The organism is Nocardioides psychrotolerans (genome assembly GCF_943371775.1).
GTDB lineage: Bacteria > Actinomycetota > Actinomycetes > Propionibacteriales > Nocardioidaceae > Nocardioides > Nocardioides psychrotolerans_A.
The window spans coordinates 42,830-65,914 of sequence record NZ_CALRWD010000004.1; the positions used below are offsets into that span (position 1 = coordinate 42,830).

Below are 23,085 nucleotides of genomic sequence, written 5' to 3' on the forward strand. Positions count from 1 at the left end.
AGGGCGGCTCAGGGGTTGTAGCACCTAAGGTGCGTCCACGGCCGACCCGCGAGGACCCCGGCTCTGCTCTCTCGAAAGGTGGTCGCAGCGTGATCGTCGGCGCCCTCTTCGCCCTCGGCCTGGTCGTCGCGGCCTTCAGCTGGGAGCGCCGCCTCCCATGGCTGCTCGGCGCCACCCTCGCCGTCCCCGCGACGTCGGTGCTCAACGCAGGCGGGCAGTCGATCGGCGCCTTCCAGCTGGCTTCGCTGCTGGTCTGCGCGACCGGCGCGATGGTGTGGTTGCGCGTCGACTCCGACGGACCGCTCGCGTGGCCCGGCGCTCTGGTGCTGCTCACGTTCGTCGCCTGGGCCTCGTTGACGACGCTCACCGGGCCCACCCTCTTCGACGGCGCGCTCGTCCTCACGGGCGACGGCGGCATCGACCAGCAGGTGGCGGCCCCGAGCATGCTGACCTACACGCTGTCCAACCTCGCCCAGTGGGGCTACCTCGCGATGTCGGCCATCGTGGTCTGCTACCTCGCGACCCGGGTCCGGCTGTCCCCGCACCTCGCCACTCCCGGCCTTGCGGGAGCGATGCTGCTCAGCAACTGGCGCCTGGCCTTCGACAAGCTCGGGGTGCCCTACCCGGTGGCGCAGATCGACAACAACGTCTCGATCCGCTACATCAACGCGACCGCCGACGGCGGCTACCGCCTGCGCGGTGTCTTCTCCGAGCCGGCCGGCATGGCCCTCTACGGTCTGGCGGCGCTGGCGATCGGCTTGGCGATGATCCCCCGCACCCGTGGCCTGGTCCGCCTCTTCTACGTCGCCCTGTGTGCCTCGGCCATGCTCAACCTCGCCTTCGCCGGGTCCGGGACCGCCTTCGTCGCCGGCAGCATCATGGTCGTCGTTGTCGCCGGTGTCTCGCTGTGGCGGGCGGTCGCCTCCGACGTCGCCCCGCTGCCGGTGCTGATCTCGCTGCTGCTCGGCCTGATCGTGCTGGTGATCCTCTCCCAGCAGATCGTCGACTACGTCTCGACCGAGATCAACGACAAGGTGGGCAGCAACTCCTACGCGGCGCGCACGGCGGCCGACATCTTCTCGCTGCGACTCGGGCTGGAGTCCTACGGGCTCGGCGTGGGCCTCGGCAGCAACCGCCCCTCGAGCCTGCTCCCGATGCTGCTCAGCTGCACCGGTCTCGTCGGCCTGACGCTCTTCCTCGCCTTCGTCGGTCGGATGCTCGTCGGCTCCGCCCGCGTGGAGCGGTGGCGCCCGGCCTTCTGGCTCCTGCTGACCGTCGTGATCACCAAGTCCATCGCCGGGTCCAACCTGTCCGACCCCGTGCTCGTGCTGGCGCTCGGCCTGGCCGCGCACGCCGGCACCCTGGCCTGGCGCACCGGTCCCGACGCCGACGACTCCGATCAGCCGAGCGACCCGATGCGGGACTCGACACCGGCCCGGACGTCCGCGGTGAGCGCGGCGACGTCACCCTTCTCGCTGTCGGAGAGGGTGCGGCTCCAGTAGGAGTTGGCCTCGTTGACGTTGCGCTTGCTGTCGTGGGCCCGGGTCGCGGACGGCTCGCTGGTCCCCGTGTCGGCGTAGAGGCCGACGATCTCCCGCCGGGTGGGCTCGCCGAAGGGCAGGCCGACCTTCTGGAACATGTGCGCGTAGGTCTCCTGCGGAGAGGCGATCAGGGCCCGCGAGTTGGCCCAAAAGACCGGCCCTCCCCCGTCGTGGGTCCCGGGTGCGGGCAGGGTCGCGTCGAGGTAGCCGTAGACGAGGCGCCACAGCAGCGCCCCGTTCAGCGCCGACCCCTCGGTGGAGCGCTCCCACGGGATCGCGTCGTCGAGGTAGGCGGCCCCTGGCGTCAGCTCGTCCAGGTGCCGGCGTACGCGGTCGAGGTCGAAGCCCCAGCCCAGCCTCTTGAAGCTGGCGGCGGCCGCCTCGGGGGAACGCACCGTGATCACGGCCGGGATGCCCAGCCGCTCGCGCAGCAGCGGCACGAGGAACGAGGCGAAGGGGTCCTTCCACACGACCGTGCGCAGGGTGGGGTCGAGACGGCAGCGGACCCCGGAGACCCGGCTCCTGCTGCCCGTGACGGTCTTGACCGCCCGACGCCAGGCCGGGTCGCTGCGCCAGATGCCGCTGCGCAGGCGCAGGTCCAGCCCGAAGACCTGGTTGAGCTGCCGGGTGAGCGTCGCGTCCGGCCCGCTCGGGCCGGCGAAGAGGAAGTAGTCGTCGACCGAGCGCAGGCCCGAGAGCGGGTTGAGCGGCTCGTAGAAGTACGCCGCGCGCGGCGCACTGGCGAGCACCGAGCCGACGCCCGTCGTGCCCGACCTCGGCATGCCGGTCACGAGGACGAAATCCCTATGCCTACGGGGGTATCGGAGCTCTGCGACGGTCATCCGGCGGCTCGCCCTGGCTGCATGACAGCGGAGGTTACCGCAGGCCAGACGCCCCTTCCGGCGATGTTCGGGAGCGGCTGTCCGGATGCTGTGTTGTCGGGACGGCACCCTCCTCGCGCCCCTACGATCGGGCCGTGATCGGCCTCATGTCCCGGAGATCCGCGCCGCGACACCAGGGCGCCGCCAATGCCCCCGTCGTCGCCCGCGACACGGGCCGCAAGCGCGACGACATCCAGGGACTGCGCGCGGTAGCCGTCCTCCTGGTGATCGGCGACCACGTCTTCGGACAGCCGGTGGGCGGCTTCGTCGGCGTGGACGTCTTCTTCGTGCTGTCCGGCTTCCTCATCACCGGCCTGCTGGTGCGCGAGCACCAGCGGCACGGACGGATCAGCTACCTGGACTTCTACCGGCGCCGCGTGCGTCGCATCGTCCCGGTCGCCACCCTGGTGCTCGTCGTGACGATCGCCGCGGCCTACGTGATCTTCAACCAGGCCAGGGGCGAGGGTGTCGCGCGCGACAGTGCGTGGGCCTTCGCCTTCCTCGCCAACTGGCACTTCGCGGACATCGGCACCGACTACTTCCTCGGCGGAGGGCCGGTCTCGCCGGTCCAGCACTACTGGTCCCTCTCGGTCGAGGAGCAGTTCTACGTCGTGTGGCCGACGGCCGTGGTCGCGCTGCTGTGGCTGGGCAAACGGCGTACGACGCGCACGTCGCCCCTCGCGGTCGTCACCGTCCTGGCGCTGGCCGCGTCGTTCGGCTACTCGCTGTGGCACTCGACGTCCGACCCGACCGCCGCCTACTTCTCCACCCTCGACCGGGCGTGGGAGCTCCTGGTCGGCGCACTGCTGGCCGTCGGCGTCCCGCTGCTGCGCCGCATCCCCGACCTGGCCCGCCCCCTGCTCGCGTGGTCCGGCCTGGGCCTGATCACGGTCGCGGTGCTGGTCGTGTCGGAGGACCGTCCCTTCCCCGCGCCCTGGGCGGCGCTGCCCGTGCTCGGGACCGCGCTGGTCGTCGCCGCCGGGACCGGCGGGACCCAGCGCCTGCTGGCACCCCTGGTCAACCCGGTCATGCGCTACGTCGGCGACATCTCCTACTCGCTCTACCTGTGGCACTTCCCCGTCGTGGTGCTGGGGATCGCCTACGCCCCCGACGGCGGGATCGTCTACCAGGCCAGCGTCCTGGCGATCACGGGCGTCCTCTCGGTCATCTCCTACCACCTGGTCGAGGACCCGATCCGCCGCTCCAGCTGGCTCGAGCCGCGCTGGCGCCGGAGCCTCTCGAGCGGTCCCGCCGACCACTCGCGTCGCCTTGCCAACGGCTGGCTGGCGGTCGGGCTCCTCGTCGCCCTCCCGATGACCTTCCTGGCCCTCAACCCCTCGCCGCCGGCGGCCGGGGAGCGCATCCTCGCCGAGGCCCCGAGCAGCACCGGGACGGGCACTCCGGGCGAGGGCAGCCCGGGAGGCGTCGCCGTGAGCGAGGCGGGCAGCGAGAGCAACGTGGCCTACCTGCAGGAGCGTCTCGCACAGTCGCTGCGCCTGAAGGACTTCCCCGTCCTCTCGCCGGCCGTCGACGACCTCGGCATCGAGAGCTGGTATGAGGAGATGCGCGCGACCGGCTGCCTCAGCGTGCCGCCCGGCTCGCTCGACCAGTGCCTCTTCGGCAACGCCGACGCGGAGCCGCTCGCGGTCGTGGTCGGGGACTCCTTCGCGATCTCCTACATGCCGGCCATCCGCGCCGCCCTCGGCGAGACCTTCCGCATCCAGCAGCTCACGCTGCAGGAGTGCCCTGTCTGGGACGCCCCCACCACCCACCTCAGCGGCGCGCCCTACCCCGAGTGCCCGGCCTACCGCAGCTGGTCCTGGGACGAGGTCGACCGGCTCGACCCCGACCTGGTCATCATGGCGAGCTCGCACCGCGACGTCGCGGCCCTCACGTCCCGGGCCACGGGGGACGACGCCGTCCGCGAGGTCGAGCAGGGGCTGACCACGTCCGTGCGCCGGCTCGCCGGGCCGGGCCGGCTGCTGGTCATGCTGGCCCCGCCGCCGGGCGCCCGCGACCTCCAGTCCTGCGTGACCTCCGTGGGCTCCCCCGACGACTGCGAGACGGAGATCGACGCCGGGTGGTACGACGTCACGGACCTGGAGCGGATCGTGGCCGAGCAGCAGGGCGTGGCCTACGTGGACACGAAGGACTGGTTCTGCGTCGAGCAGTACTGCCCCGGCTTCGTGGGCACCACGCCGGCGTACGCCGACGGCAGCCACCTCACCCTCGACTACTCCCGCCAGCTCGGCCCCGTGATGTACGACGCCCTCGCGGCCGCTGCGGCCGCGCGCCCGACGGGCGACTGACGACCCTCAACCGTGCAGCAGCGCCCTGGTGCGAGCGGTGAGGTCGACGAGCGCCGCCTCCACCGCGGGGCTGACCGCGGCCATGTCGAGGAAGCCGTGGACGAGCCCGTCGTAGCGGTGCCGATCGACCCGGACTCCCGCCGCGGCCAGCGCGTCGGCGTAGGCCTCCCCCTCGTCGCGCAGGGGGTCGAACTCGGCGGTCACGACCAGCGCGGGCGCGAGCCCGGCGAGGTCGCCCAGCAGGGGTGAGACCCGCGGGGTGTCGACCTCCTCCAGCGAGGGGCCGTAGTGGGCGAAGAACCACTCCATCGTGGCCACCTCGAGCAGGTAGCCCGCGCCGTTCTCCGTGCGCGAGGGATAGTCGCCCAGCACGTGGGTCGCGGGATAGATCAGGACCTGGGCGCCCACGAGGTCGCGGTGCTGCTGCGCGACGACGGCCGCCAGGTTGCCGCCGGCGCTATCGCCACCGACGGCCAGCAGGTCGGTCCCGCCGAGCTCGTGGAGGTGCTCGGCGGTCCACAGGACGGCGGCCGAGGCGTCCTCGACCGCGGCCGGGTAGGGCGACTCGGGAGCCAGCTGGTAGTCGAAGGAGATCACCACCGTCTCCGCCCCCGAGCACAGTCGGCGACACACCTGGTCGTGGGTGTCGAGGTCGCCGATGACGAAGCCTCCGCCGTGGAGGTAGACCAGCGTGGGCCACGGGCCCTCGCCCTCGGGCCGGTAGACGCGGGCCGCCATCCCGGCCGCCTCGCGGTCCTCCACGCTCCCGACCGCGATCACGTCGGCGGGCTGGACGAGGTCGACCGACATCGCCCGCAACGCCCTGCGGGCGGCCTCCGGACTCCCCTCATGCATGGGGGGGTATCCCGCGCCGGCGATGAAATCGAGGAGGGACTTGGTCCCGGGGTCCAGAGGCATGCCGCCGAGGATAGCCAGACCGCTGGTCACGCTCCTGAAATGCTCAAGACCTCCGCAAGGAGGGCCGATCCGGGGACAAGTGCTGGGACCGTCGAGACGCTCCCTTCGACAGTCACCGAGGTCACCATGCCAGTCCCCACCCCCGTCCTCCCCACCGCCGACCGTCACGTCGTCAACCGCTTCTCCGGCGGCGTGACCCCCCAGCTGACGGCCGACGTCCTGCGCGTCGGAGGCGCGCTCGCCTGGTTCGACGCCCAGGTCGACGCAGGCGCACGCGCCGGGGGCGACGACACCGTCGCCGACTGGTGGCCCGACCTCCACCTGAGCCCGTCGGCGGTCTGGCAGCGTCACACCACCGACGTCCGCGGCGGGCACCAGGTGAGCGAGGACTACCGCAAGCAGCTGATGCTGCGCCGGATCGTGTCGCCCCTCCAGGTCCTCGAGGTGATGACGGACTTCTGGGAGAACCACCTGCACGTCACGACCGCCGCCGTGGGCACGATGTTTCCCTGGCGGGCCGACTACGGCCGGGTGATCCGCCGGCACGCCCTCGGACGCTTCGACGACATGTTGGCCGAGGCGGTGCCGCACCCCGCGATGCTGACCTACCTCAACGGCTCCGGCTCGACCGCGAGCCACCCCAACGAGAATCTCGGTCGCGAGCTGCTGGAGCTGCACACGGTGGGCATCGGCCGCTTCACCGAGGACGACGTGAAGAGCGCGGCCCGGATCCTCACCGGGTGGAAGGTCGAGTGGAACCCCACCTGGTCCAGCGTCTTCGTCCCGCGCGACCACTGGCTCGGCCAGGTCCTGGTCAAGGGCTTCCTCGATCTCAACCTGCTCTCGAGCGCCGGCACCCTGACCGCGCGCTTCCTGCGCCACCTCGCGCACCACCCGGACACCGCGTCCCACCTGGCGCACAAGCTCGCGGTGAAGTTCGTCCGCGACGACCCCTCGCCCGCGCTCGTCGCGCGCCTCGCGAAGGTCTACCTCGACTCGGACACCCGGATCGCCCCGGTCCTCAAGGCGCTCGTGCGCGACCCGGAGTTCCGGCAGTCCGTCGGCGCCAAGCTCCGCGACCCCGTCGAGGACGTCGTGGCCACCCACCGCGTGCTGCGCACGTCCTTCGCCGTCCCGTCGGGCCCGGACGACAGCTCGGCGGCCAACACGATCCTCGAGGCCACCGAGCCGCTCGGCCTCACCCCCCACGCCTGGACCCGGCCCGACGGAGCCCCCCAGGACAACGCGGCCTGGGCCTCGGCCGCCCGCGCGATGGGCTCCTTCCAGGTGCACTGGAGCATGGCCAACGCCGCGTGGCCGACCCAGGGCATCACCTACCGACCGATCCGCTCCTGGGTCCCCCGCTATCCCATCGTCTTCTCGGAGCTCGTCGACCACCTGGCCCGCAACCTCCTGGGCCGTCCGTCCGACGCCTCCCTCCTCGACGCCTGCGCCGTCGTGACCGGCCTACGCCCCGGCACGCGCGTCACCAGGACGCACAGCCTGGTCACCCGCGGCCTCCCCTCCCTCCTGACCACGGTGCTCGACAGCCCCGGCCACTACTACCGATGACGACGACAAGGACCACGGCCATGACCGACTCCTCGTGCTCCTGCCCGGACCTCACGGCGACCTCGCTGTCGCGCCGGGCGATACTCCGCTCGACCTTCGCGGCCGGGTGCGTGACCACCATGGGCTCGGCGGTCGTCTCGGTCGCCGCCTCCAGTGCGGCGGCCGCCGCCGACCCGGCCTCCTCGGTGATCGTCGTGCTGTCGCTGCGGGGAGCGGCCGACGGCCTCTCGCTCGTCGTGCCGCACGCCGACCCGACCTACTACAGCGCCCGACCCACCATCGCGGTCCCGAGCTCGACTCTCCTCGCCAAGGACGGCTTCTTCGGCCTGCACCCGTCGCTGGCCCCCCTCCTGCCGCTGTGGCAGCAGGGCAAGGTCGCCGCGGTCCACGCCACCGGCCTGGCGGTCGCCAACCGCTCGCACTTCGCGGCGATGGAGGAGCTCGAGGACGCCGCCCCCGGCTCCGACACCCGCAGCGGGTGGCTCAACCGGCTGCTCTCCCTCGACAGCGACACCTCCTCGGCCCAGGGCCTCAGCGTCGGCACCACGACGCTCCCTGAGTCCCTGGTCGGGCCGGAGGAGACCATGGCGGTGCGCAACCTGTCGCGCCTGCGGATCCCGGGCAGCGACCCCAGCATCGACCCCGCCGCCCGCCGGCTGCGCGCGCTGCGCGCCATGTGGGGCGCCTCCGGCCAGGAGTTCGGCGGCGCCGTGCGCTCCGCGATCGCCAGCAGCGAGCGCCTGCTCCCGGCGCTCTCCCAGGCCGACCGCACCACGTCCTACCCCGCGACCGACCTCGGCCGTGCGCTGTCCGCGGTCTCCCGCATCGTGCGCGCCGACCGCGGCGTCAGCGTGGTGACCGTCGACCAGGGCGACTGGGACATGCACACCAACCTCGGCACCGTCACGCGCGGACCGATGGCCAACAACGCGGCCTCGCTGGCCGGCTCGATCGCGGCGTTCTTCGCCGACCTCGGTCCGATGGCCGACCGGGTCACCCTGGTGACGATCAGCGAGTTCGGCCGCCGGGTCCAGGAGAATGCCAACCGCGGCCTCGACCACGGCTGGGGCAACGTGATGTTCCTCGTCGGCGCCGGCGTCAAGGGCGGCTACCACGGCAGCTTCCCCACGCTCTCCGCCGACGTCGACAGCGACCTGACCGTCACCACCGACTACCGCAGCGTCCTCGCCGAGGTCGTGGCATCGCGCACCTCGGCCTCGGTCGCCCAGGTCTTCCCGGGCTTCCAGCCCGAGGTCGTCGGCGCGATGGGCCGCGTCTAGCGCTGCAGTGAGCGGCGGATCCCGTCCGCGAGGGCCGCTGCGTAGGCCCGCTGCCCGGCGTCGCTCGTCATCCGACGGGCGTCGCGACGGTCGCGCATGTTGCCGAGCTCGACCATCACGGTCGGCACGTCGGAGAGGTTGAGCGTGGCGAGGTCGGCGCGGAGGTCGAGCCCGTCACCACCCGCGACGTAGTTGGCCACCGGGAAGCCGTCACCGGCCAGCGCCCGGCGTACGTCGACGGCCAGGGCCCGCGAGGGCCGGTAGATGTCGTGGGTCCAGCGCCGCCGGTCCGTCGGCGCGATGACGTGGAAGCCACGGGCCCCACGGGCGTAGGAGCCGTCGCCGTGGATGCTGATCTTGAGGTCGGCTCCGATCCGGTTGCCCGCCCGACCCCGCTCGTCGACGCACGGCCCCCACCGGTCCTGCCGGTTGCTGTGCCGCGTCATCACGACCTTCGCCCCCAGCGCCACCAGCCGCGCCCGCAGCCTGCCGGCCACGCGCCAGGCGAACGTCGCCTCCGGATAGCCACCGTTCGTCGCGGTCCCGGTCGTGTTGCACGGCTTGGTGAACCCGCCCGCCGGCACCTGGCGATTGATCCTGCGCGGGAAGTGGTGGTTGCCCAGCTGGTGCCCTGGGTCGATCACCACCACCCGCCCCGCCAGCGGTGGTTGAGGTGCGACGGCCACGGCGCCCTCCGCCGGTCGAGCAGCGACGAGCGCCAGCGAGGAGCGCCCGTCGAGACCCAGCAAGAGCCCAGCGGCCAGCACCACCGCGACGACCCCCCGGAGCAGCAGCATCACTCGTAGCCCAGGATCTCCTGGCGCTTCTCGCCCCACGCGAGCGCCGACGCGATGGCGTCGTCGAGCGACAGCTCCGTGCGCCAGCCGAGCAGCTCAGCCGATTTGTCCACCTTCGCGAACGCACCGACCGCGTCGCCGGGCCGCGGCGGCGCCTCCGCCAGGGGCACTTCGCTGCCGAAGACCCGCTGGAACGACTCGACCAGCTCCCGCACCGTCACGCCCGATCCGGTGCCGATGTTGATGATCGTGCTCGGCGCGTCGACGGCCGCGAGCACCTCGTCGAACGTCTCGATCGCCCGCACGTGCGCCCGCGCCAGGTCCCAGACGTGGATGTAGTCGCGGATGCCCGTGCCGTCACGCGTCGGGTGCTCGACCCCCGTGATCGTGAAGTTGTCCTTGAGCCCACGAGCCGCCATGACGAGCTGCCCGATGACGTGCGACGGCTCCTTGGCATAGATGCCCGACTGGAGGTCCGGGTCGGAGCCCATCGGGTTGAAGTAGCGCAGGATGATCGCGCGCAGGTCGGTGGCCACGGCCATGTCCTGGAGGACCTGCTCCATCATCCGCTTCGTCCGGGCGTAGGGCGACTGCGGGTCGAGCGCGTCCTCCTCGGTGACCTCGAAGTCGTCCTTCGTGGCATAGAGCGAGGCCGAGGAGGAGAACACGATGCGCGGCTTGCCCAGTGCCACGAGCTCATCGAAGAGCTCGAGGGACTTCGAGACGTTGTCGCGGTAGTACTCGTAGGGCTTCTCCACCGACTCCGGCACCACGATCCGCGCCGCCATGTGGATGGTCGCGTCGAGGTCGGGGTGCTCGGCCACGATCCGGCGCAGCAGCTCCCGATCGGCGATGTCGCCCTCATAGAACGCACGGTCGCGCACGAAGACCAGCGGCCCGTTGAGGAGCGAGTCGAGGATGACCGGGGTGTGCCCGGCTTCCTCGAGGGCCTTGGCCGTGATCGACCCGAGATAGCCGGCGCCGCCGGTGACGAGAACCTTCATGCACGGCACCCTAACGGGCGCCCAGAGCCTTCAGACGACGAGCGTGCAGCTGGTCGCGCCCTCTGGCGAGTCCCCGTCGTCGAGCCCTCCACCACGCAGCGTCCGCCCGACAACGACGGCGAGCGGGAGCGACATCAGACTCCACATTAAGAGGCCGACCATGACCCACAGGATGAACACTCCTCGAGTATGACGTGCACCACCTTGGAGAAACCTCCTACGACGACACGCACTCCATGGCTCTATGTGACTACTCCCGACCGATGATCGGTGGTCTGGAGGTCCCACACAATTCCTGCATCTCGTGATGCGAGCATTGGCGCTGTCTCGTTGCCCTATCGGACGACAGACAGCACCGCGCGAAAGTGGCAATGTTTACGGACCAGAAACATCAGCAACGTGCAGGAGACGATTAATACGCCTAGATTGACGCCTCGGACCGGAGCCCGCGTCGGCTCGTTCGGCGGTCCGACCAATGTGTGGCACTGTGGCCACCTCGGACCCACCAGATGTTTGGACCAAGCATGACGATCCTCTCCGACCGCCGCCCCCGGGTGCTGTTGGACGCCCCGTCTCGAGCACTTCATTACCTACCGGCCACTGCTTTCGCCATGGATGCGGCGATCATCATCGGATCGGCATCTCTCGCGACCCTGGGTCGTGAAGGACTCCCATTCTTCACCAGCACCGCAGACGTGTCCGAGAGCCTGACCCTGGTCGGCCCACTTCTGGTCCTCGGCTGGATCGCAAGCATCGTCCTGGCCGGCGGCTATGCCCGAAGCGTCTTCGACGCCGGCCCGGATGAATACAAGCGGGTAGTCCGAGCGAGCTTCATCGCGGCCGGACTCATCGGCGTCGGCTGCTTCATGGCGAAGTACTCCTTGTCCCGGGGCTTCTTCCTGCTCATCTTTGCGATCGGCATCCCCGCCCTCGTCCTCGGCAGGGTGGTCCTGCGTCGCGCGGTCTATGCCGCACGCCGTCGCGGCGCCCTGTTGCACCGCGTGGTGATCGCCGGATCGCCGAGCCACGTGGACGAGATCGCGCACGTCTTCCGCCGGGAGTCCTGGCTCGGCTATCAAGTCATCGGCGCCCTCACACCCGCCCACGACGTGGAGACGGAGACCGGCACCGGCATTCCCGTTCTCGGCAACTGCGACGAGGCCACCTCCGTGGTGCTGACGGCCGAGGCCGACATCGTGTTCTTCGCCAACGGAGCTCTCACCTCCTCGACGCAACTGCGCAGGATCGCGTGGGAGCTCGAAGGCAAGGACGTCCAGGTGGTCGTGGCCCCTTCAGTCTCCGACGTCTCCGGTGAGCGGCTGCGGATGCGTCCCGTCGGGGGGCTCCCCCTCGTGCACATCGACCCACCCCGGGCCACCGACGCGGCCCGGTGGGGCAAGCGTCTCTTCGACCTGATCGGCTCAACCGTGCTCATCGCGGCGTTGAGCCCGGTGTTCTTCATCGCCGCATTGTCGGTCAAGCTGCACGACCGCGGCCCGGTGCTGTTCCGCCAGAGCCGGGTGGGCAAGGGCGGCGACTGCTTCTCCTGCCTTAAGTTCCGCAGCATGGTCACCGACGCTGAGGCACAGCTCGCCCGACTCGCAACTGAGGGCAGCGCCGACTCGGTTCTCTTTAAGATGCGCGAGGACCCCCGCGTCACCGCCCCTGGTCGTTGGCTGCGCCGCTTCTCGATCGACGAGCTCCCCCAACTCGTCAATGTCTTCCGCGGTGAGATGAGCCTGGTCGGCCCCCGTCCACCTCTCCCCAGCGAGGTCGAGCGCTACGTCGGCGATACCGGGCGACGCCTCCATGTGCGCCCCGGGCTGACCGGCCTCTGGCAGGTCTCCGGCCGCTCCGATCTGTCGTGGGACGAGACGGTCCGGCTCGACCTCTACTACGTCGACAACTGGTCGATGCTCCAGGACCTGGTGATCCTGAGCAGGACGGTCCGTGCCGTCTTTGGGTCTCGCGGCGCCTACTGACGGCCGTCGCGCAACAGGTTCAGCAGATAGCCGCCGTAGCCGCTCTTCATCAGTCCTTCCGCGAGCGCTGCGAGTCCGGCGTCGTCGATGAACCCCATCCGCCACGCGACCTCCTCGGGCGCGCCGACCTTCACGTCCTGCCGCTTCTCGATGGCGCGCACGAAGTTGCTGGCATCGTTGAGGTCGTCGAACGTGCCGGTGTCCAGCCACGCAGACCCTCGCGGCAGCACCTCGACCTGGAGCCGTCCCTGCTCGAGGTAGAGCCGGTTGAGGTCGGTGATCTCGAGCTCGCCGCGAGGCGACGGCGACAGTTCGCGCGCCATCGCGACGACCTCGTTGTCGTAGAAGTAGAGCCCCGGCACGGCGTAGCTGCTGCGGGGGCGCTCGGGCTTCTCCTCGAGCGACAGCGCCTTGCCCTCGGCGTCGAACTCCACGACGCCGTACGCCGTCGGGTCGGCCACCCGATAGCCGAAGACGGCCGCGCCGTCGACCTCGGCGAAGCGTCGCAGCCGGGTGCCGAGCCCGGCGCCGTGGAAGATGTTGTCGCCGAGCACCAGCGCGACCTTCTCGCCCCCGATGTGCTCCTCCCCGATGAGGAAAGCCTGGGCCAGCCCGTCGGGCGACGGCTGCACGGCGTAGCTGATCTCAATGCCCAGCTGCGACCCGTCGCCCAGCAACCGGCGGAACTGGTCAGCCTCGTGCGGCGTCGTGATGACAAGGACGTCCCGGATCCCTGCCAGCATCAAGGTCGACAGCGGGTAGTGGATCATCGGTTTGTCGTATATCGGCATCAGCTGCTTGCTGATGGCATGGGTGATGGGGTGAAGCCGTGAGCCTGTGCCACCGGCCAGGATGATTCCGCGCATGATCAGACCCTAGGGTGTGGGAGTGCAGAAGATCCTCGTGACCGGCGGCGCCGGCTTCATCGGCTCCAACTTCGTCCACCACGTCGTCCGGACCACCGACGCCAAGATCACGGTCCTCGACAAGCTGACCTACGCCGCCTCCAGGGAGTCCCTCGCTGAGCTGCCGACCGACCGCGTCGAGCTGGTGGTCGGAGACATCGTGGACGGTGCGCTCGTCGACAAGCTCGTCAGCGAGCACGACGCCGTCGTCCACTTCGCCGCCGAGTCCCACAACGACAACTCGCTGACCGAGCCGGGCCCGTTCATCCAGACCAACATCGTCGGCACCTTCCAGATCCTCGAGGCCTGCCGTCGCCACGACACCCGGCTGCACCACATCTCCACCGACGAGGTCTACGGCGACCTCGAGCTCGACGACCCGCAGCGCTTCACCGAGGACACGCCCTACAACCCGAGCAGCCCCTACTCCGCCGCCAAGGCCGGCTCCGACCACCTGGTCCGCGCCTGGGTCCGCAGCTTCGGGGTGCGCGCGACGATCAGCAACTGCTCCAACAACTACGGCCCGTGGCAGCACGTCGAGAAGTTCATCCCCCGCCAGATCACCAACGTCATCGACGGTGGCCGCCCCAAGGTCTACGGCGCCGGCACCAACGTCCGCGACTGGATCCACGCCGAGGACCACTCGTCGGCGGTGTGGAAGATCCTCGAGCGGGGTCGCATCGGCGAGACCTACCTGATCGGCGCCGACGGCGAGCGCAACAACCTCGAGGTCGTGGGTCGCATCCTGGAGCACTTCGGCCGTGCCGCCGATGACCTCGACCTTGTCACCGACCGGGCCGGTCACGACCTGCGCTACGCCATCGACTCGACCAAGCTGCGCACCGAGCTCGGCTGGGCGCCGACCTACGACCACTTCGAGGATGGCCTCGCCACGACCATCGCGTGGTATCAAGCCCACGAGGACTGGTGGCGCCCCCACAAGGAGGCCACCGAGGCCTTCTACGCCGCCAAGGGCCAGTGATGGGCGACCTCACGGTCGAGACCACCCCGATCCCGGGTCTGCTCGTGGTCCGCCTCGCCGTCCACGAGGACGCCCGCGGCTGGTTCAAGGAGAACTGGCAGCGCGAGAAGATGCTCGCCCTCGCCCTGCCCGACTTCGGGCCCGTCCAGAACAACGTCTCCTTCAACGCCCATCGCGGCGCCACGCGCGGCATCCACACCGAGCCCTGGGACAAGTTCGTCTCCGTCGCCACCGGACGCATCTTCGGGGCCTGGGTCGACATGCGCGAGGGCGAGACCTTCGGGACGTCGTTCCACCTCGAGCTGGACCCGAGCGTGGCCGTCTTCGTGCCCCGCGGTGTCGGCAACAGCTACCAGACCCTCGAGGACGGCGTCGCCTACACCTACCTCGTCAACGACCACTGGCGACCGGGCACCTCCTACCCCGCGCTGGCCCTGGCCGACCCGACCGTGGCCGTCCCCTGGCCGATCCCGCTCGACGAGTGCGAGATCTCCGAGAAGGACCTCGCCAACCCGACCCTCGACCAGGTCACCGCGATGGCCCCGAAGAAGACCCTGATCATCGGCGCCCAGGGCCAGCTCGGCCGCGCCCTCCAGGTCGACTGGCCCGACGCCGACTGCGTCGACCTCGCCGAGCTCGACGTCACCGACCCGGCCGCCGTCGCGGCTTGGCCGTGGCACGACTACGCCCTGGTCCTCAACGCTGCCGCCTACACGGCGGTGGACGCGGCAGAGACCCCCGAGGGACGCCGCGTGGCGTGGGCGGCCAACGCCGCCGCCCCCGCGACCCTGGCACGGCTCAGCGACGAGCACGGCTTCACGCTCGTGCACTACTCGTCCGAATACGTCTTCGACGGCACTCAGCCGGAGCACGTCGAGGACGAGCCCCTCTCACCCCTGGGCGTCTACGCGCAGACCAAGGCGGCCGGTGACCTCGCGGTGGGCACGGCGCGACGGCACTACCTGGTCCGCACCTCGTGGGTGATCGGCGACGGCAACAACTTCGTGCGCACCATGCAGCGCCTGGCCACCCAGGGCGTCTCCCCCGACGTCGTCTCCGACCAGGTCGGTCGGCTCACCTTCACCAGTGAGCTCGCCCGCGCGACCCGCCATCTCGTCGAGACCCGCGCCAAGCACGGGACCTACCACGTCAGCAACGCCGGCCCCGCGATGTCGTGGGCCGACATCGCCAGCGCGGTCTTCGAGCTGTGCGGACGCTCGGCCGACGACGTCCGCCCGATCACGACCGAGCAGTACGCCGCCGGGAAGGACCTCGCCCCTCGTCCAGCCCGGAGCACCATGAACCTCGGCAAGCTCAGCGCTGCAGGCTATTCTCCGTTGCCAGCGCTGGAAGCGCTTCGTGCCTACCTCGATCGCTGACTAGGACTGTCCACGTCTGCGCGATCTACCCACGCCCGACTCCAGCGTCGAGTCCATGGCGTGCGTCTTGCTGGCAACCTTCGGGGCATAGTCGTAGGTGTAGCCATAGCCATATCCGTACGCACTTCCCGACTTCTTCGTCGGCGCCAGATTGATAACAACTCCGACACATTTCGCACCCACCGATTCGACGCGCTCCAATGCGTGCCGCAGTTGGTCTCGCGTGGTTTTGCCATGCCTCACGACGGCGAGCAGTCCATCCGCCTGCGCGGCCAGCAACGCTGCGTCGGTGACAGGGAGCAGCGGCGGAGCGTCTAGCAGGACGATGTCGTAGCGATCACGCAGCTCCTTGATCATAAGCTCCATCGAGTGTGACTGAAGCAGCTCAGAAGGGTTGGGCGGTCGGGGCCCACACGGGAGCACCGTCAACGTCGTGTCACCGTAGGTCTGAACAGCATCATCGAGTGTCACCTTGCCGATCAGCACGCTGGTGGTCCCCACCGCACCGTCCAGACCTAGGCGATCCGCCATCGTGGGCCGCCGCAGGTCGCATTCGACAAGTGCCACCCTCTCGCCTGCCATCGCCAGAGTGATCGCGAGGTTCACTGAGGTGGTGGACTTACCCTCGGCGGGGAGCGAGCTTGAGATCACGAACACTCGGCGATCGTGATCAACCTCGACGTACTGCATGTTGGTACGCAGCACTCGGAAGGACTCAGCCCATGGAGTCGGTTCGCCCAACGCCAAGGAGGGCACCTTCTTGACGGCTGCTGGATCGGCGTTGATGTGCCCAAGGATCGGGGCTGTCGTGACCTGCCCAACATCCTCGGAAGTCGCGACCGTGGTGTCCAGCAAGTCACGAAGAACGGCCCCCGCCACTCCGATCAGCAAGCCGAGCACAACGCCAAGGCCATAGTTGCGCACCTTGTTCGGGCTCACGGGGGCGGTGGCCACCTCGGCGTTGTCCACAACAGAGGCACGGATCGGTGCCTCGGTGCGGCCGTCCGGTGTCTCGATATCAGCGACAAGCGCACTCAAGGCTTCGGCGTACGCCTGGGCGACGTCTCGGGCAACAACGGCGTCACTGTTCTGGGCCGTGATGACCAAGTTGACGGACTCTGGCACTGCCTCCGCGGTCACTGCTTCACGTAAGGCACGCGGATCCAATTCGCCGCCGAGATTGCTGGACACCTGCTCGGACAACTTCCTCGTGCCGACCAAGTTGACGTAGGACGTCACACGCTGAGTCGCAAACAGCCCTCCCGTGTAGGCCTCGTTGGCATCCGAAGGCGCCGTTTGCACGAAGAGTTGCGCAGACGATGCGTACATGGGCGTCGCTTGCCACGTGAGCAGCCCGGCGGCACCGGTGGCTAACAGAACCGACAGCACGATGAGCTTCCACCGACGTCGCACAGTCAGCCAGTAGTCCTTGAGTTCCACAGTACCGTCCGATGCAGTCATGTCGCGGGTCGCGTAAGCCTACCCATCCCCCGCGTGAACTCGCGCCGCGGATCTCGACTACAGCCGGCTGCCCTTAGGCCGAAATGCGGCCGTAATCGTCCTCGAGGCGACAGATGTCGTCTTCACCGGTGTAGGCGCCCATCTGCACCTCGATGAGGACGAGCGTCTCGTCCTCCATGTTGGTGATCCGATGCGGCTGGCCGATCTCGACGTCGATCGACTGGCCAGGACCGGCCAGGATCAGCTCACCGTCGACGACACAGGTCGCCTTGCCGCTCACGATGGCCCAGTGCTCGGCCCGGTGCTCGTGCGTCTGATAGCTCAGGCGCTGGTGCGGAGCGACGACGAGGCGCTTGACCTTGAAGCCGTCGCCCTCGTCGAGGACCTGCCAGGAGCCCCACGGACGTGTGTCGGAATCGCCGATCATTGAAATACCCCCCAGTATTCGATCGCCGAGCAACGCTCGGTCCCTTCGAGGGTACGCACATCGAGGACGTCTGCGGGTGCAAAGCGCCAAAAGTTAGCGTCGGCGCAACCCGGAGAGCGCCGGCCGGACATCCACGATGAAGACCAGGGCCGCCACGGTGAAGGCCAGGTTGAGGATGGTGCTGACCAGCAGCAGCTGCAGGACGGCCCCGAGACCGAGGATGATCGTCCACGCCGGCTTGGTGAGCTTGCCGGCCGCCTCGTAGGCGTCACCGGAGAACGTCAGCGAGCTGACGAACGCGAAGATCTTCACCGCCAGCATCGCGAGCGCGATCAGCAGCGAGACTTGTCCTTCGAGCGATCCCATGGGGTCAGATCCTATCCAGTGACATGGCAAGACCCCCGGAGCTCATACCTCCGGGGGCCTCGCGTGACGTCAGAACAGCGCGAGCTGTCCGTCGTCAGGTTCTCTTCAGTCGCCGACCTTGGCCGCGGCCTCGGTGGTCGCCTCGGCGGCCTTGGTGGCGGTCTTCTTGGCGGCGGTGGTGGTCGCCTTGGCGCTGCTCGTGGCCGGAGCGGCCGACTTCTTGGCGGCGGTGGCGGTCTTCTTCGCGGCCGTCGTCGTCTTCTTGGCGGTGGTGCTGGTCGCCTTCTTGGCCTGCGTGGTGGTCGTCTTGGCCTTGGCCGTGGTGGTCTTCGCCGCGGTCTTGGTGGCCTTGGTCGACTCCTGCTTGCGCACGCGGGTCACGAGCGCCTCGCCGCGCTTGGCCAGGTCGGCGTAGGTGTCGGTGACGGTCGCGACGTTCTCGGTGACCGTGGCCTGGACCTTGGTCGGGATCGCGAGGGCCTCGGCCTGGAGCTCGGCGACGCGGGCCTCGACGGCGGCGCGACGGGCCTTGGCGTCCTTGGAGAGCGCCTCGACGCGGGCGTTGACGACGGTCACGGCCTGGTTGCGCAGCGCCTTGGGCTGGAACTCGAAGTCGGTGACGGTCTTCTGGGCACCGGCGAGCTTCAGCTGGACGTCGGCGACGTAGTCACGGACGACCTCGACCGCGAGGTCGGTGACGCCGACACCGGCGTAGAGCGGCTTGGCCGCGACGGGGGGAAGCTCAATGGACTTGATGTCGAACTTGGCCTTGGCCATGTCGATGTCTCCTTGTGTTGGTGGTGCTGGGTGGGTGAGGCGGGTCGTGCCGGTCAGTCGTCGTCCGCTGGCTGCGCACCGTTGAGCGCGAGGAACGACGAGTAGACGTCGAGCAGCGACTGCTTCTGCCGCTCGGTGAGGCCCGGGTCGTTGAGGATGGCGAGCTCGACGGAGCCGCCGACGCCGTCCTCGGGGCTGAGGATGCCGGCGCGGATGTAGAGCTGCTCCGCGGAGATCCGCAGGGCCTTCGCGATCTGCTGGAGCACCTCGGCGGAGGGCTTGCGCAGGCCACGCTCGATCTGGCTCAGGTAGGGGTTGGAGACCCCGGCCTGCTCCGCGAGCTGACGCAGCGACAGTCGCGATGCGACCCGCTGCTCCTTGAGGTAGTCGCCGAGGGACTCGACCGCACTACCGACCTTGCTCTTCGCCATGCCTCCATAGTGCTAACTCCAGTTAGCAAAATGCAAACTCAGGCAGCGTGACCTCGCCCACGGTGGTTGAGGTGCGAGCGGAGCGAGCCTCGAAACCAGACCCTCCGTCGGTCGAGCAGCGAGGAGCACCAGCGACGAGCGCCCGTCGAGACCACGACCTAGAACGTCGCCCGGATCTCCCCGACCGGCACGCCCCCACCGAACAGCGTCAGCACCCCGGTCGCACGCACAGCATCCCCGTCGACCCAGTCCTCGAGGTCGACACCGCTCTTGCGCAGAGCAGCCGCCATCAGCACCGGCCGCACGCGGGGGGCACCGTCGTCGGTCTTGAGGGCGAACGCCCGCCCATCGGGCAGCGCCACGACGTAGCAGGACTCCGCGCCGGCCTTGCCGATCGAGCTGGGCATTGCGGTCAGCAGCGCGCGCTCGTCGCGTCGGGTCCCGGAGACGAACTCGGGATGCCGACGGATCGCGTTCGCGATGCGGGCCTCCGGCCCGTCCGTGGCGACCGCCAGGGACCGGAAGGCCCGAGCCAGCCCCACCAGGGACGTCGACAGCAGCGGCGCGCCACACCCGTCGACGGCGATCGTCGTCACCGGCTCACCGGTCAGCTCGGCAAACGTCTCGACCGTGGCCCGCTGCAGCGGGTGGTCGGGGTCTAGGTAGGTCGCGAGGTCCCACCCGTTGATCGCACAGGTCACGAGCATCCCGCTGTGCTTGCCCGAGCAGTTCATCGCGATCGGCGTCTTGTCCCCACCCGCCCGGATCAGCTTCACCCGAGCGTCGTCGTCCAGCGGATAGTCCGCGGGCGTCTGGAGCAACGACTCGTCGAGCCCGGCCGTCGCGAGGATCCGCAGGGCACCGTCGATGTGGAAGTGCTCCCCGGAATGCGAGGCGCACACCAGCGCGAGCAGGTCGTCGGGCAGGTCCAGGCCGAGCCTGACCATGGCCAGGGCCTGGAGAGGCTTGTTGCATGAGCGCGGGAGCATCGGCTCCTCGACGGCACCGAGGCTCCACTCGACATTACCTTCAGCATCCAGGGCGACCACGGAGCCGTAATGATGTCCCTCAACGAAGCCCGACCGGATGATCTCTGCGATGACTCCAGGTGCTGACATGCAGGCGAGGCTAGCCAACCGCCCGGTGAGAGGATGACACCCGTGCCGCACCCTCCCGCCCCTCAGCACTGCCCCTCGCCCCGCGAGCTCGACGACTTGGAGCTGCTCGTCAGCGGCGCCCTGACGCCGATCTCAGGCTTCAACGAGCCGGGCAGCCCGATCACCCTCTCGTTGCCCGTCGACGTGCATGCCGCCGCCAGTGAAGCGGGCGCTCTCGAACTGGTGGACCCCGAGGGGCTGCCCCTGGCTCGGGTCACGATGGCTGCGGGCTCATGGACCGTCTCGCCCCTCACGGACGCCCAGTACGGTCCCTTCCGGCGCTATTACCTCTCCCCCACCGACGTCCGCGATCGTTACGCCGGCCGCACGTTCGTCCCCGTCGCAGGACCACTGAGTCAGACCCAGGTCGAGTGGCTGCGCACACTCGGCCCGGCCGTCCTCGTGGTCCTGGTCGGCCACGGCACCCCCGACCTCTCCCCGGTGGCGCTGATCCGTGCGACGCTCGCAGCTGTCGAGGACGTCGATGCCGCGGTCGTCGCGGTCCCGCTGGCATCACACGACGACGTGTTAGTGGACCACGAGCTGGGGGCCCAGGTCGTCGCAAACTACGCAGGACCCGACGCCGTCCGAGGCCTCACCGAGGACGACGGCGAGCTCTCCCCTACCGTCGCTGCCATCGTGTCGACAGACCTTCCCGACCCGGCGGATCAGGGGCTCGTCGTGTTCTTCACCGGCCTCTCGGGCAGCGGCAAGTCGACGTTGGCCCGCGCCCTGATGGACAAGGTCCTCGAGCAGGGGCGCCGGTCGCTCACCAGCCTCGACGGCGACGTCGTACGACGGAACCTGTCGGCCGGCCTCTCCTTTTCGAAGGCCGATCGCGAGACCAACATCCGCCGCATCGGCTGGGTCGCCGCCGAGATCTCCCGCCACGGCGGGCTCGCCGTCTGCAGCCCGATCGCCCCCTTCGACGAGACCCGCCAGCAGGTGCGCCAGATGGTCGACGAGGCCGGCGGCGCGTTCTTCCTGATCCACGTCGCCACTCCGCTCGAGGAGTGCGAGCGCCGCGACCGCAAGGGCCTCTACGCCAAGGCCCGCGCCGGCGAGATCCCCGAGTTCACCGGCATCTCCTCCCCCTACGAGGAGCCCCAGGACGCCGACGTCCGCGTCGACACCACCGGCCGCACCATCGACGACGCCCTCGACGACGTCATCCTCGCCCTCCGCGACGCCGGCTACCTCGACCTCACGGACCCGGTGGTTGAGGTGCGAGCGCAGCGAGCCTCTAACCCACCAGAGATGGACGAGCCCATCAAGGTCCTCTTCGTCTGCACCGCCAACATCTGCCGCTCCCCCTACATGGAACTCACCGCCCGCACGCTCGCCGGCCACGACAGCGGCGTCGAGTTCGCCAGCGCCGGAACCCACGGCTTCCGCGACCACGCCATGGACGCCGCGATGGCGACGACGCTCGGCGCGCGCGAGATCAGCAGCGAGGGCTTCTTGAGCCGTCGGCTGACGCAGGAGCTCATCGACGACGCGGACCTGGTCCTGACCGCCGAGACCTCGCACCGCACCTTCATCCTCGACGACCACCCCCGCGCCTTCCGCAAGGTCTTCACCCTCGGCCAGTTCGCCGAGGCGGTCGGCAACCTCGACCTCACCGGTCGTGAGCTCCTCGCCGCCGTCGCCGAGCGTCGCGGCACCGCCGAGCAACGCCACGACGTCGGCGACCCCTACGGCCGCGGCCGCGAGGCTGCCGAGGCCTGCGGGCAGCACATCGAGTCCCTGCTGCGCGTCGTCGTGCCGGCGTTGGCCGCATCCGAGAGGATCACCCCATGGAAGACCTGATCACCACCGCCTTCTTCTCGATCCTCGCCGCCGGCTTCATCGTCGGCGTCGTCGTCGGGCTGACCGGCATGGGCGGCGGCGCCCTGATGACCCCGGCGCTGATCTTCCTCGGCGTCGGTGATGCAGCCACGGTCGTGACCGCCGACCTCACGGCCGCGGCCGTCTACAAGACCGGTGGCGCGATCGTCCACTCCCGTGAGGGGTCTCCCAACTTCGACCTGGCCAAGTGGCTGGTGATCGGGTCTGTCCCCATGGCGCTCCTCGGCCCGCACCTCGTCGCCGGCTTCACCACCGACGAGGACCAGCTCGACTACGTCCTCAAGATGGCGATCGGCTTCGCCCTGCTGCTCGCGGCGACCACCTACGCCCTGCGGCTCTACATCAACCTCCGGCGCGTCCGCTCCGGCGCCCAAGCCGAGGACCCCAACCCTCGCATCCGTCCGCTCCCCACGCTCCTGGTGGGCGCCCTGGGCGGCCTGCTCGTCGGCATCACCAGCGTCGGCTCCGGCTCGGTCATCATGGTGGCGCTGCTGATGCTCTACCCCGGGCTCTCCGCGGTGAAGCTGGTCGGCACCGACCTGGTCCAGGCCGTCCCGCTCGTGCTGGCTGCGGCGATCTCCAACATCGTCCTCAACGGCCTCGACTGGGGCATCCTGATCCCGCTCGTCCTCGGGTCCGTCCCCGGCACCCTCCTGGGCAGCAAGCTGGCCCCGCGCGTGCCGCAGTCCTTCATCCGGCGCGGCATCGTCGTAGTCCTCACCATGTCCGGCGTCGCGCTGCTCGACAAGGCCGGCTGGGCGCCGCTCGGCGTCGAGGAGACCCACCCCATCTTGATCGCCGGCATCGGACTCGCCATGATCGTCCTGGTGCCGCTCGTGTGGGGTGTGCTCCGTAAGGAGCAAGGACTCCCCATGTTCGGTGCACCGACAGTCGCACAGCTCGAAGGTAGTCGATTTATGCCGCCCCGCCCTCCCACGCAAGCACTCGAGAAGGGCGAGGCAGACGACCCAAGTCGCCCATAGGCGGATCGCCGCAGCGCCCTGGGATCACGAAGCGGAATTCGACCGCGATTGCAGCTCCCACTACGCTGAAAGAGCGATTGCGGCG

20 protein-coding genes are annotated in these 23,085 nt (G+C 69.6%); 9 read left to right on the plus strand and 11 right to left on the minus strand.

The window, feature by feature from the left end; translation table 11 throughout:
- Positions 1 to 89: 89 nt before the first annotated feature.
- Positions 90 to 1,502, plus strand: a complete 1,413-nt coding sequence (locus AAG827_RS02395) for a hypothetical protein (protein ID WP_341924191.1) — start codon at positions 90 to 92, stop codon at positions 1,500 to 1,502.
- On the opposite strand, the gene AAG827_RS02400 is transcribed toward AAG827_RS02395, so the two are convergent.
- Complete coding sequence (locus AAG827_RS02400) at positions 1,400 to 2,332, minus strand: hypothetical protein (RefSeq protein ID WP_341924192.1); 933 nt, start codon at positions 2,330 to 2,332, stop codon at positions 1,400 to 1,402. The genes AAG827_RS02395 and AAG827_RS02400 overlap by 103 nt on opposite strands.
- Positions 2,333 to 2,517: 185 nt before the next feature.
- On the opposite strand from AAG827_RS02400, the gene AAG827_RS02405 reads away from it, so the two are divergent.
- A complete protein-coding gene (locus AAG827_RS02405; protein ID WP_341924193.1) occupies positions 2,518 to 4,731 on the plus strand; it encodes an acyltransferase family protein in 2,214 nt (737 codons plus the stop codon).
- A gap of 6 nt (positions 4,732 to 4,737) precedes the next feature.
- On the opposite strand, the gene AAG827_RS02410 is transcribed toward AAG827_RS02405, so the two are convergent.
- A complete protein-coding gene (locus tag AAG827_RS02410; protein ID WP_341924194.1) occupies positions 4,738 to 5,586 on the minus strand; it encodes an alpha/beta hydrolase in 849 nt (282 codons plus the stop codon).
- Between the two features lie 189 nt (positions 5,587 to 5,775).
- Between AAG827_RS02410 and AAG827_RS02415 the strand changes: the two genes are divergently transcribed.
- Positions 5,776 to 7,221 (plus strand): DUF1800 domain-containing protein, encoded by a 1,446-nt coding sequence (locus AAG827_RS02415; RefSeq protein ID WP_341924195.1) that lies wholly within the window; start codon positions 5,776 to 5,778, stop codon positions 7,219 to 7,221.
- Between the two features lie 20 nt (positions 7,222 to 7,241).
- A complete protein-coding gene (locus AAG827_RS02420; protein WP_341924196.1) occupies positions 7,242 to 8,501 on the plus strand; it encodes a DUF1501 domain-containing protein in 1,260 nt (419 codons plus the stop codon).
- Here AAG827_RS02420 and AAG827_RS02425 read toward each other — a convergent pair.
- Both AAG827_RS02425 and galE read right to left on the minus strand, forming a co-directional pair.
- The gene (locus AAG827_RS02425) at positions 8,498 to 9,298 is read right to left on the minus strand and encodes an N-acetylmuramoyl-L-alanine amidase (RefSeq protein WP_341924197.1); all 801 of its coding nucleotides are present in this window, start codon (positions 9,296 to 9,298) and stop codon (positions 8,498 to 8,500) included. The two genes, AAG827_RS02420 and AAG827_RS02425, sit on opposite strands and share 4 nt — an antisense overlap.
- A complete protein-coding gene (gene galE, locus AAG827_RS02430) occupies positions 9,298 to 10,302 on the minus strand; it encodes a UDP-glucose 4-epimerase GalE (RefSeq protein WP_341924198.1) in 1,005 nt (334 codons plus the stop codon). Before galE ends, AAG827_RS02425 begins: the two co-directional genes overlap by 1 nt.
- A 611-nt stretch (positions 10,303 to 10,913) precedes the next feature.
- Between galE and AAG827_RS02435 the strand changes: the two genes are divergently transcribed.
- Positions 10,914 to 12,284 (plus strand): sugar transferase, encoded by a 1,371-nt coding sequence (locus AAG827_RS02435; protein WP_341924199.1) that lies wholly within the window; start codon positions 10,914 to 10,916, stop codon positions 12,282 to 12,284.
- Here the strand turns inward: AAG827_RS02435 and rfbA are convergent.
- A complete protein-coding gene (gene rfbA, locus AAG827_RS02440; RefSeq protein ID WP_341924200.1) occupies positions 12,278 to 13,150 on the minus strand; it encodes a glucose-1-phosphate thymidylyltransferase RfbA in 873 nt (290 codons plus the stop codon). The genes AAG827_RS02435 and rfbA overlap by 7 nt on opposite strands.
- Before the next feature lie 22 nt (positions 13,151 to 13,172).
- Between rfbA and rfbB the strand changes: the two genes are divergently transcribed.
- Positions 13,173 to 14,171: a dTDP-glucose 4,6-dehydratase gene (rfbB, locus tag AAG827_RS02445; RefSeq protein ID WP_341924201.1), complete on the plus strand. Its 999-nt coding sequence runs from the start codon at positions 13,173 to 13,175 to the stop codon at positions 14,169 to 14,171.
- Positions 14,171 to 15,550: a bifunctional dTDP-4-dehydrorhamnose 3,5-epimerase family protein/NAD(P)-dependent oxidoreductase gene (locus AAG827_RS02450; RefSeq protein WP_341924202.1), complete on the plus strand. Its 1,380-nt coding sequence runs from the start codon at positions 14,171 to 14,173 to the stop codon at positions 15,548 to 15,550. The genes rfbB and AAG827_RS02450 overlap by 1 nt, the downstream gene beginning before the upstream one ends.
- Here AAG827_RS02450 and AAG827_RS02455 read toward each other — a convergent pair whose 3' ends face one another.
- From AAG827_RS02455 to AAG827_RS02480, 6 genes are all read right to left on the minus strand, one after another.
- Positions 15,551 to 17,011: a polysaccharide biosynthesis tyrosine autokinase gene (locus tag AAG827_RS02455; RefSeq protein ID WP_341924203.1), complete on the minus strand. Its 1,461-nt coding sequence runs from the start codon at positions 17,009 to 17,011 to the stop codon at positions 15,551 to 15,553.
- Between the two features lie 73 nt (positions 17,012 to 17,084).
- On the minus strand, positions 17,085 to 17,438 hold the full coding sequence (locus tag AAG827_RS02460) for a phosphomannose isomerase type II C-terminal cupin domain (RefSeq protein ID WP_341924204.1): 354 nt from the start codon (positions 17,436 to 17,438) through the stop codon (positions 17,085 to 17,087).
- 93 nt (positions 17,439 to 17,531) lie between these two features.
- Complete coding sequence (locus AAG827_RS02465; protein ID WP_309649449.1) at positions 17,532 to 17,804, minus strand: DUF2516 family protein; 273 nt, start codon at positions 17,802 to 17,804, stop codon at positions 17,532 to 17,534.
- A 105-nt stretch (positions 17,805 to 17,909) separates the two neighbouring features.
- The gene (locus tag AAG827_RS02470; protein ID WP_341924205.1) at positions 17,910 to 18,581 is read right to left on the minus strand and encodes a hypothetical protein; all 672 of its coding nucleotides are present in this window, start codon (positions 18,579 to 18,581) and stop codon (positions 17,910 to 17,912) included.
- 53 nt (positions 18,582 to 18,634) lie between these two features.
- Positions 18,635 to 19,012, minus strand: coding sequence for a helix-turn-helix transcriptional regulator (locus tag AAG827_RS02475; protein ID WP_341924206.1), 378 nt, complete (start codon positions 19,010 to 19,012; stop codon positions 18,635 to 18,637).
- A gap of 158 nt (positions 19,013 to 19,170) precedes the next feature.
- The gene (locus AAG827_RS02480; protein WP_341924207.1) at positions 19,171 to 20,130 is read right to left on the minus strand and encodes an asparaginase; all 960 of its coding nucleotides are present in this window, start codon (positions 20,128 to 20,130) and stop codon (positions 19,171 to 19,173) included.
- Between the two features lie 42 nt (positions 20,131 to 20,172).
- Between AAG827_RS02480 and cysC the strand changes: the two genes are divergently transcribed.
- Positions 20,173 to 21,978: an adenylyl-sulfate kinase gene (gene cysC / locus AAG827_RS02485; protein WP_341924208.1), complete on the plus strand. Its 1,806-nt coding sequence runs from the start codon at positions 20,173 to 20,175 to the stop codon at positions 21,976 to 21,978.
- Positions 21,966 to 23,000, plus strand: a complete 1,035-nt coding sequence (locus AAG827_RS02490) for a sulfite exporter TauE/SafE family protein (protein WP_341924209.1) — start codon at positions 21,966 to 21,968, stop codon at positions 22,998 to 23,000. Before cysC ends, AAG827_RS02490 begins: the two co-directional genes overlap by 13 nt.
- Positions 23,001 to 23,085: the final 85 nt, after the last annotated feature.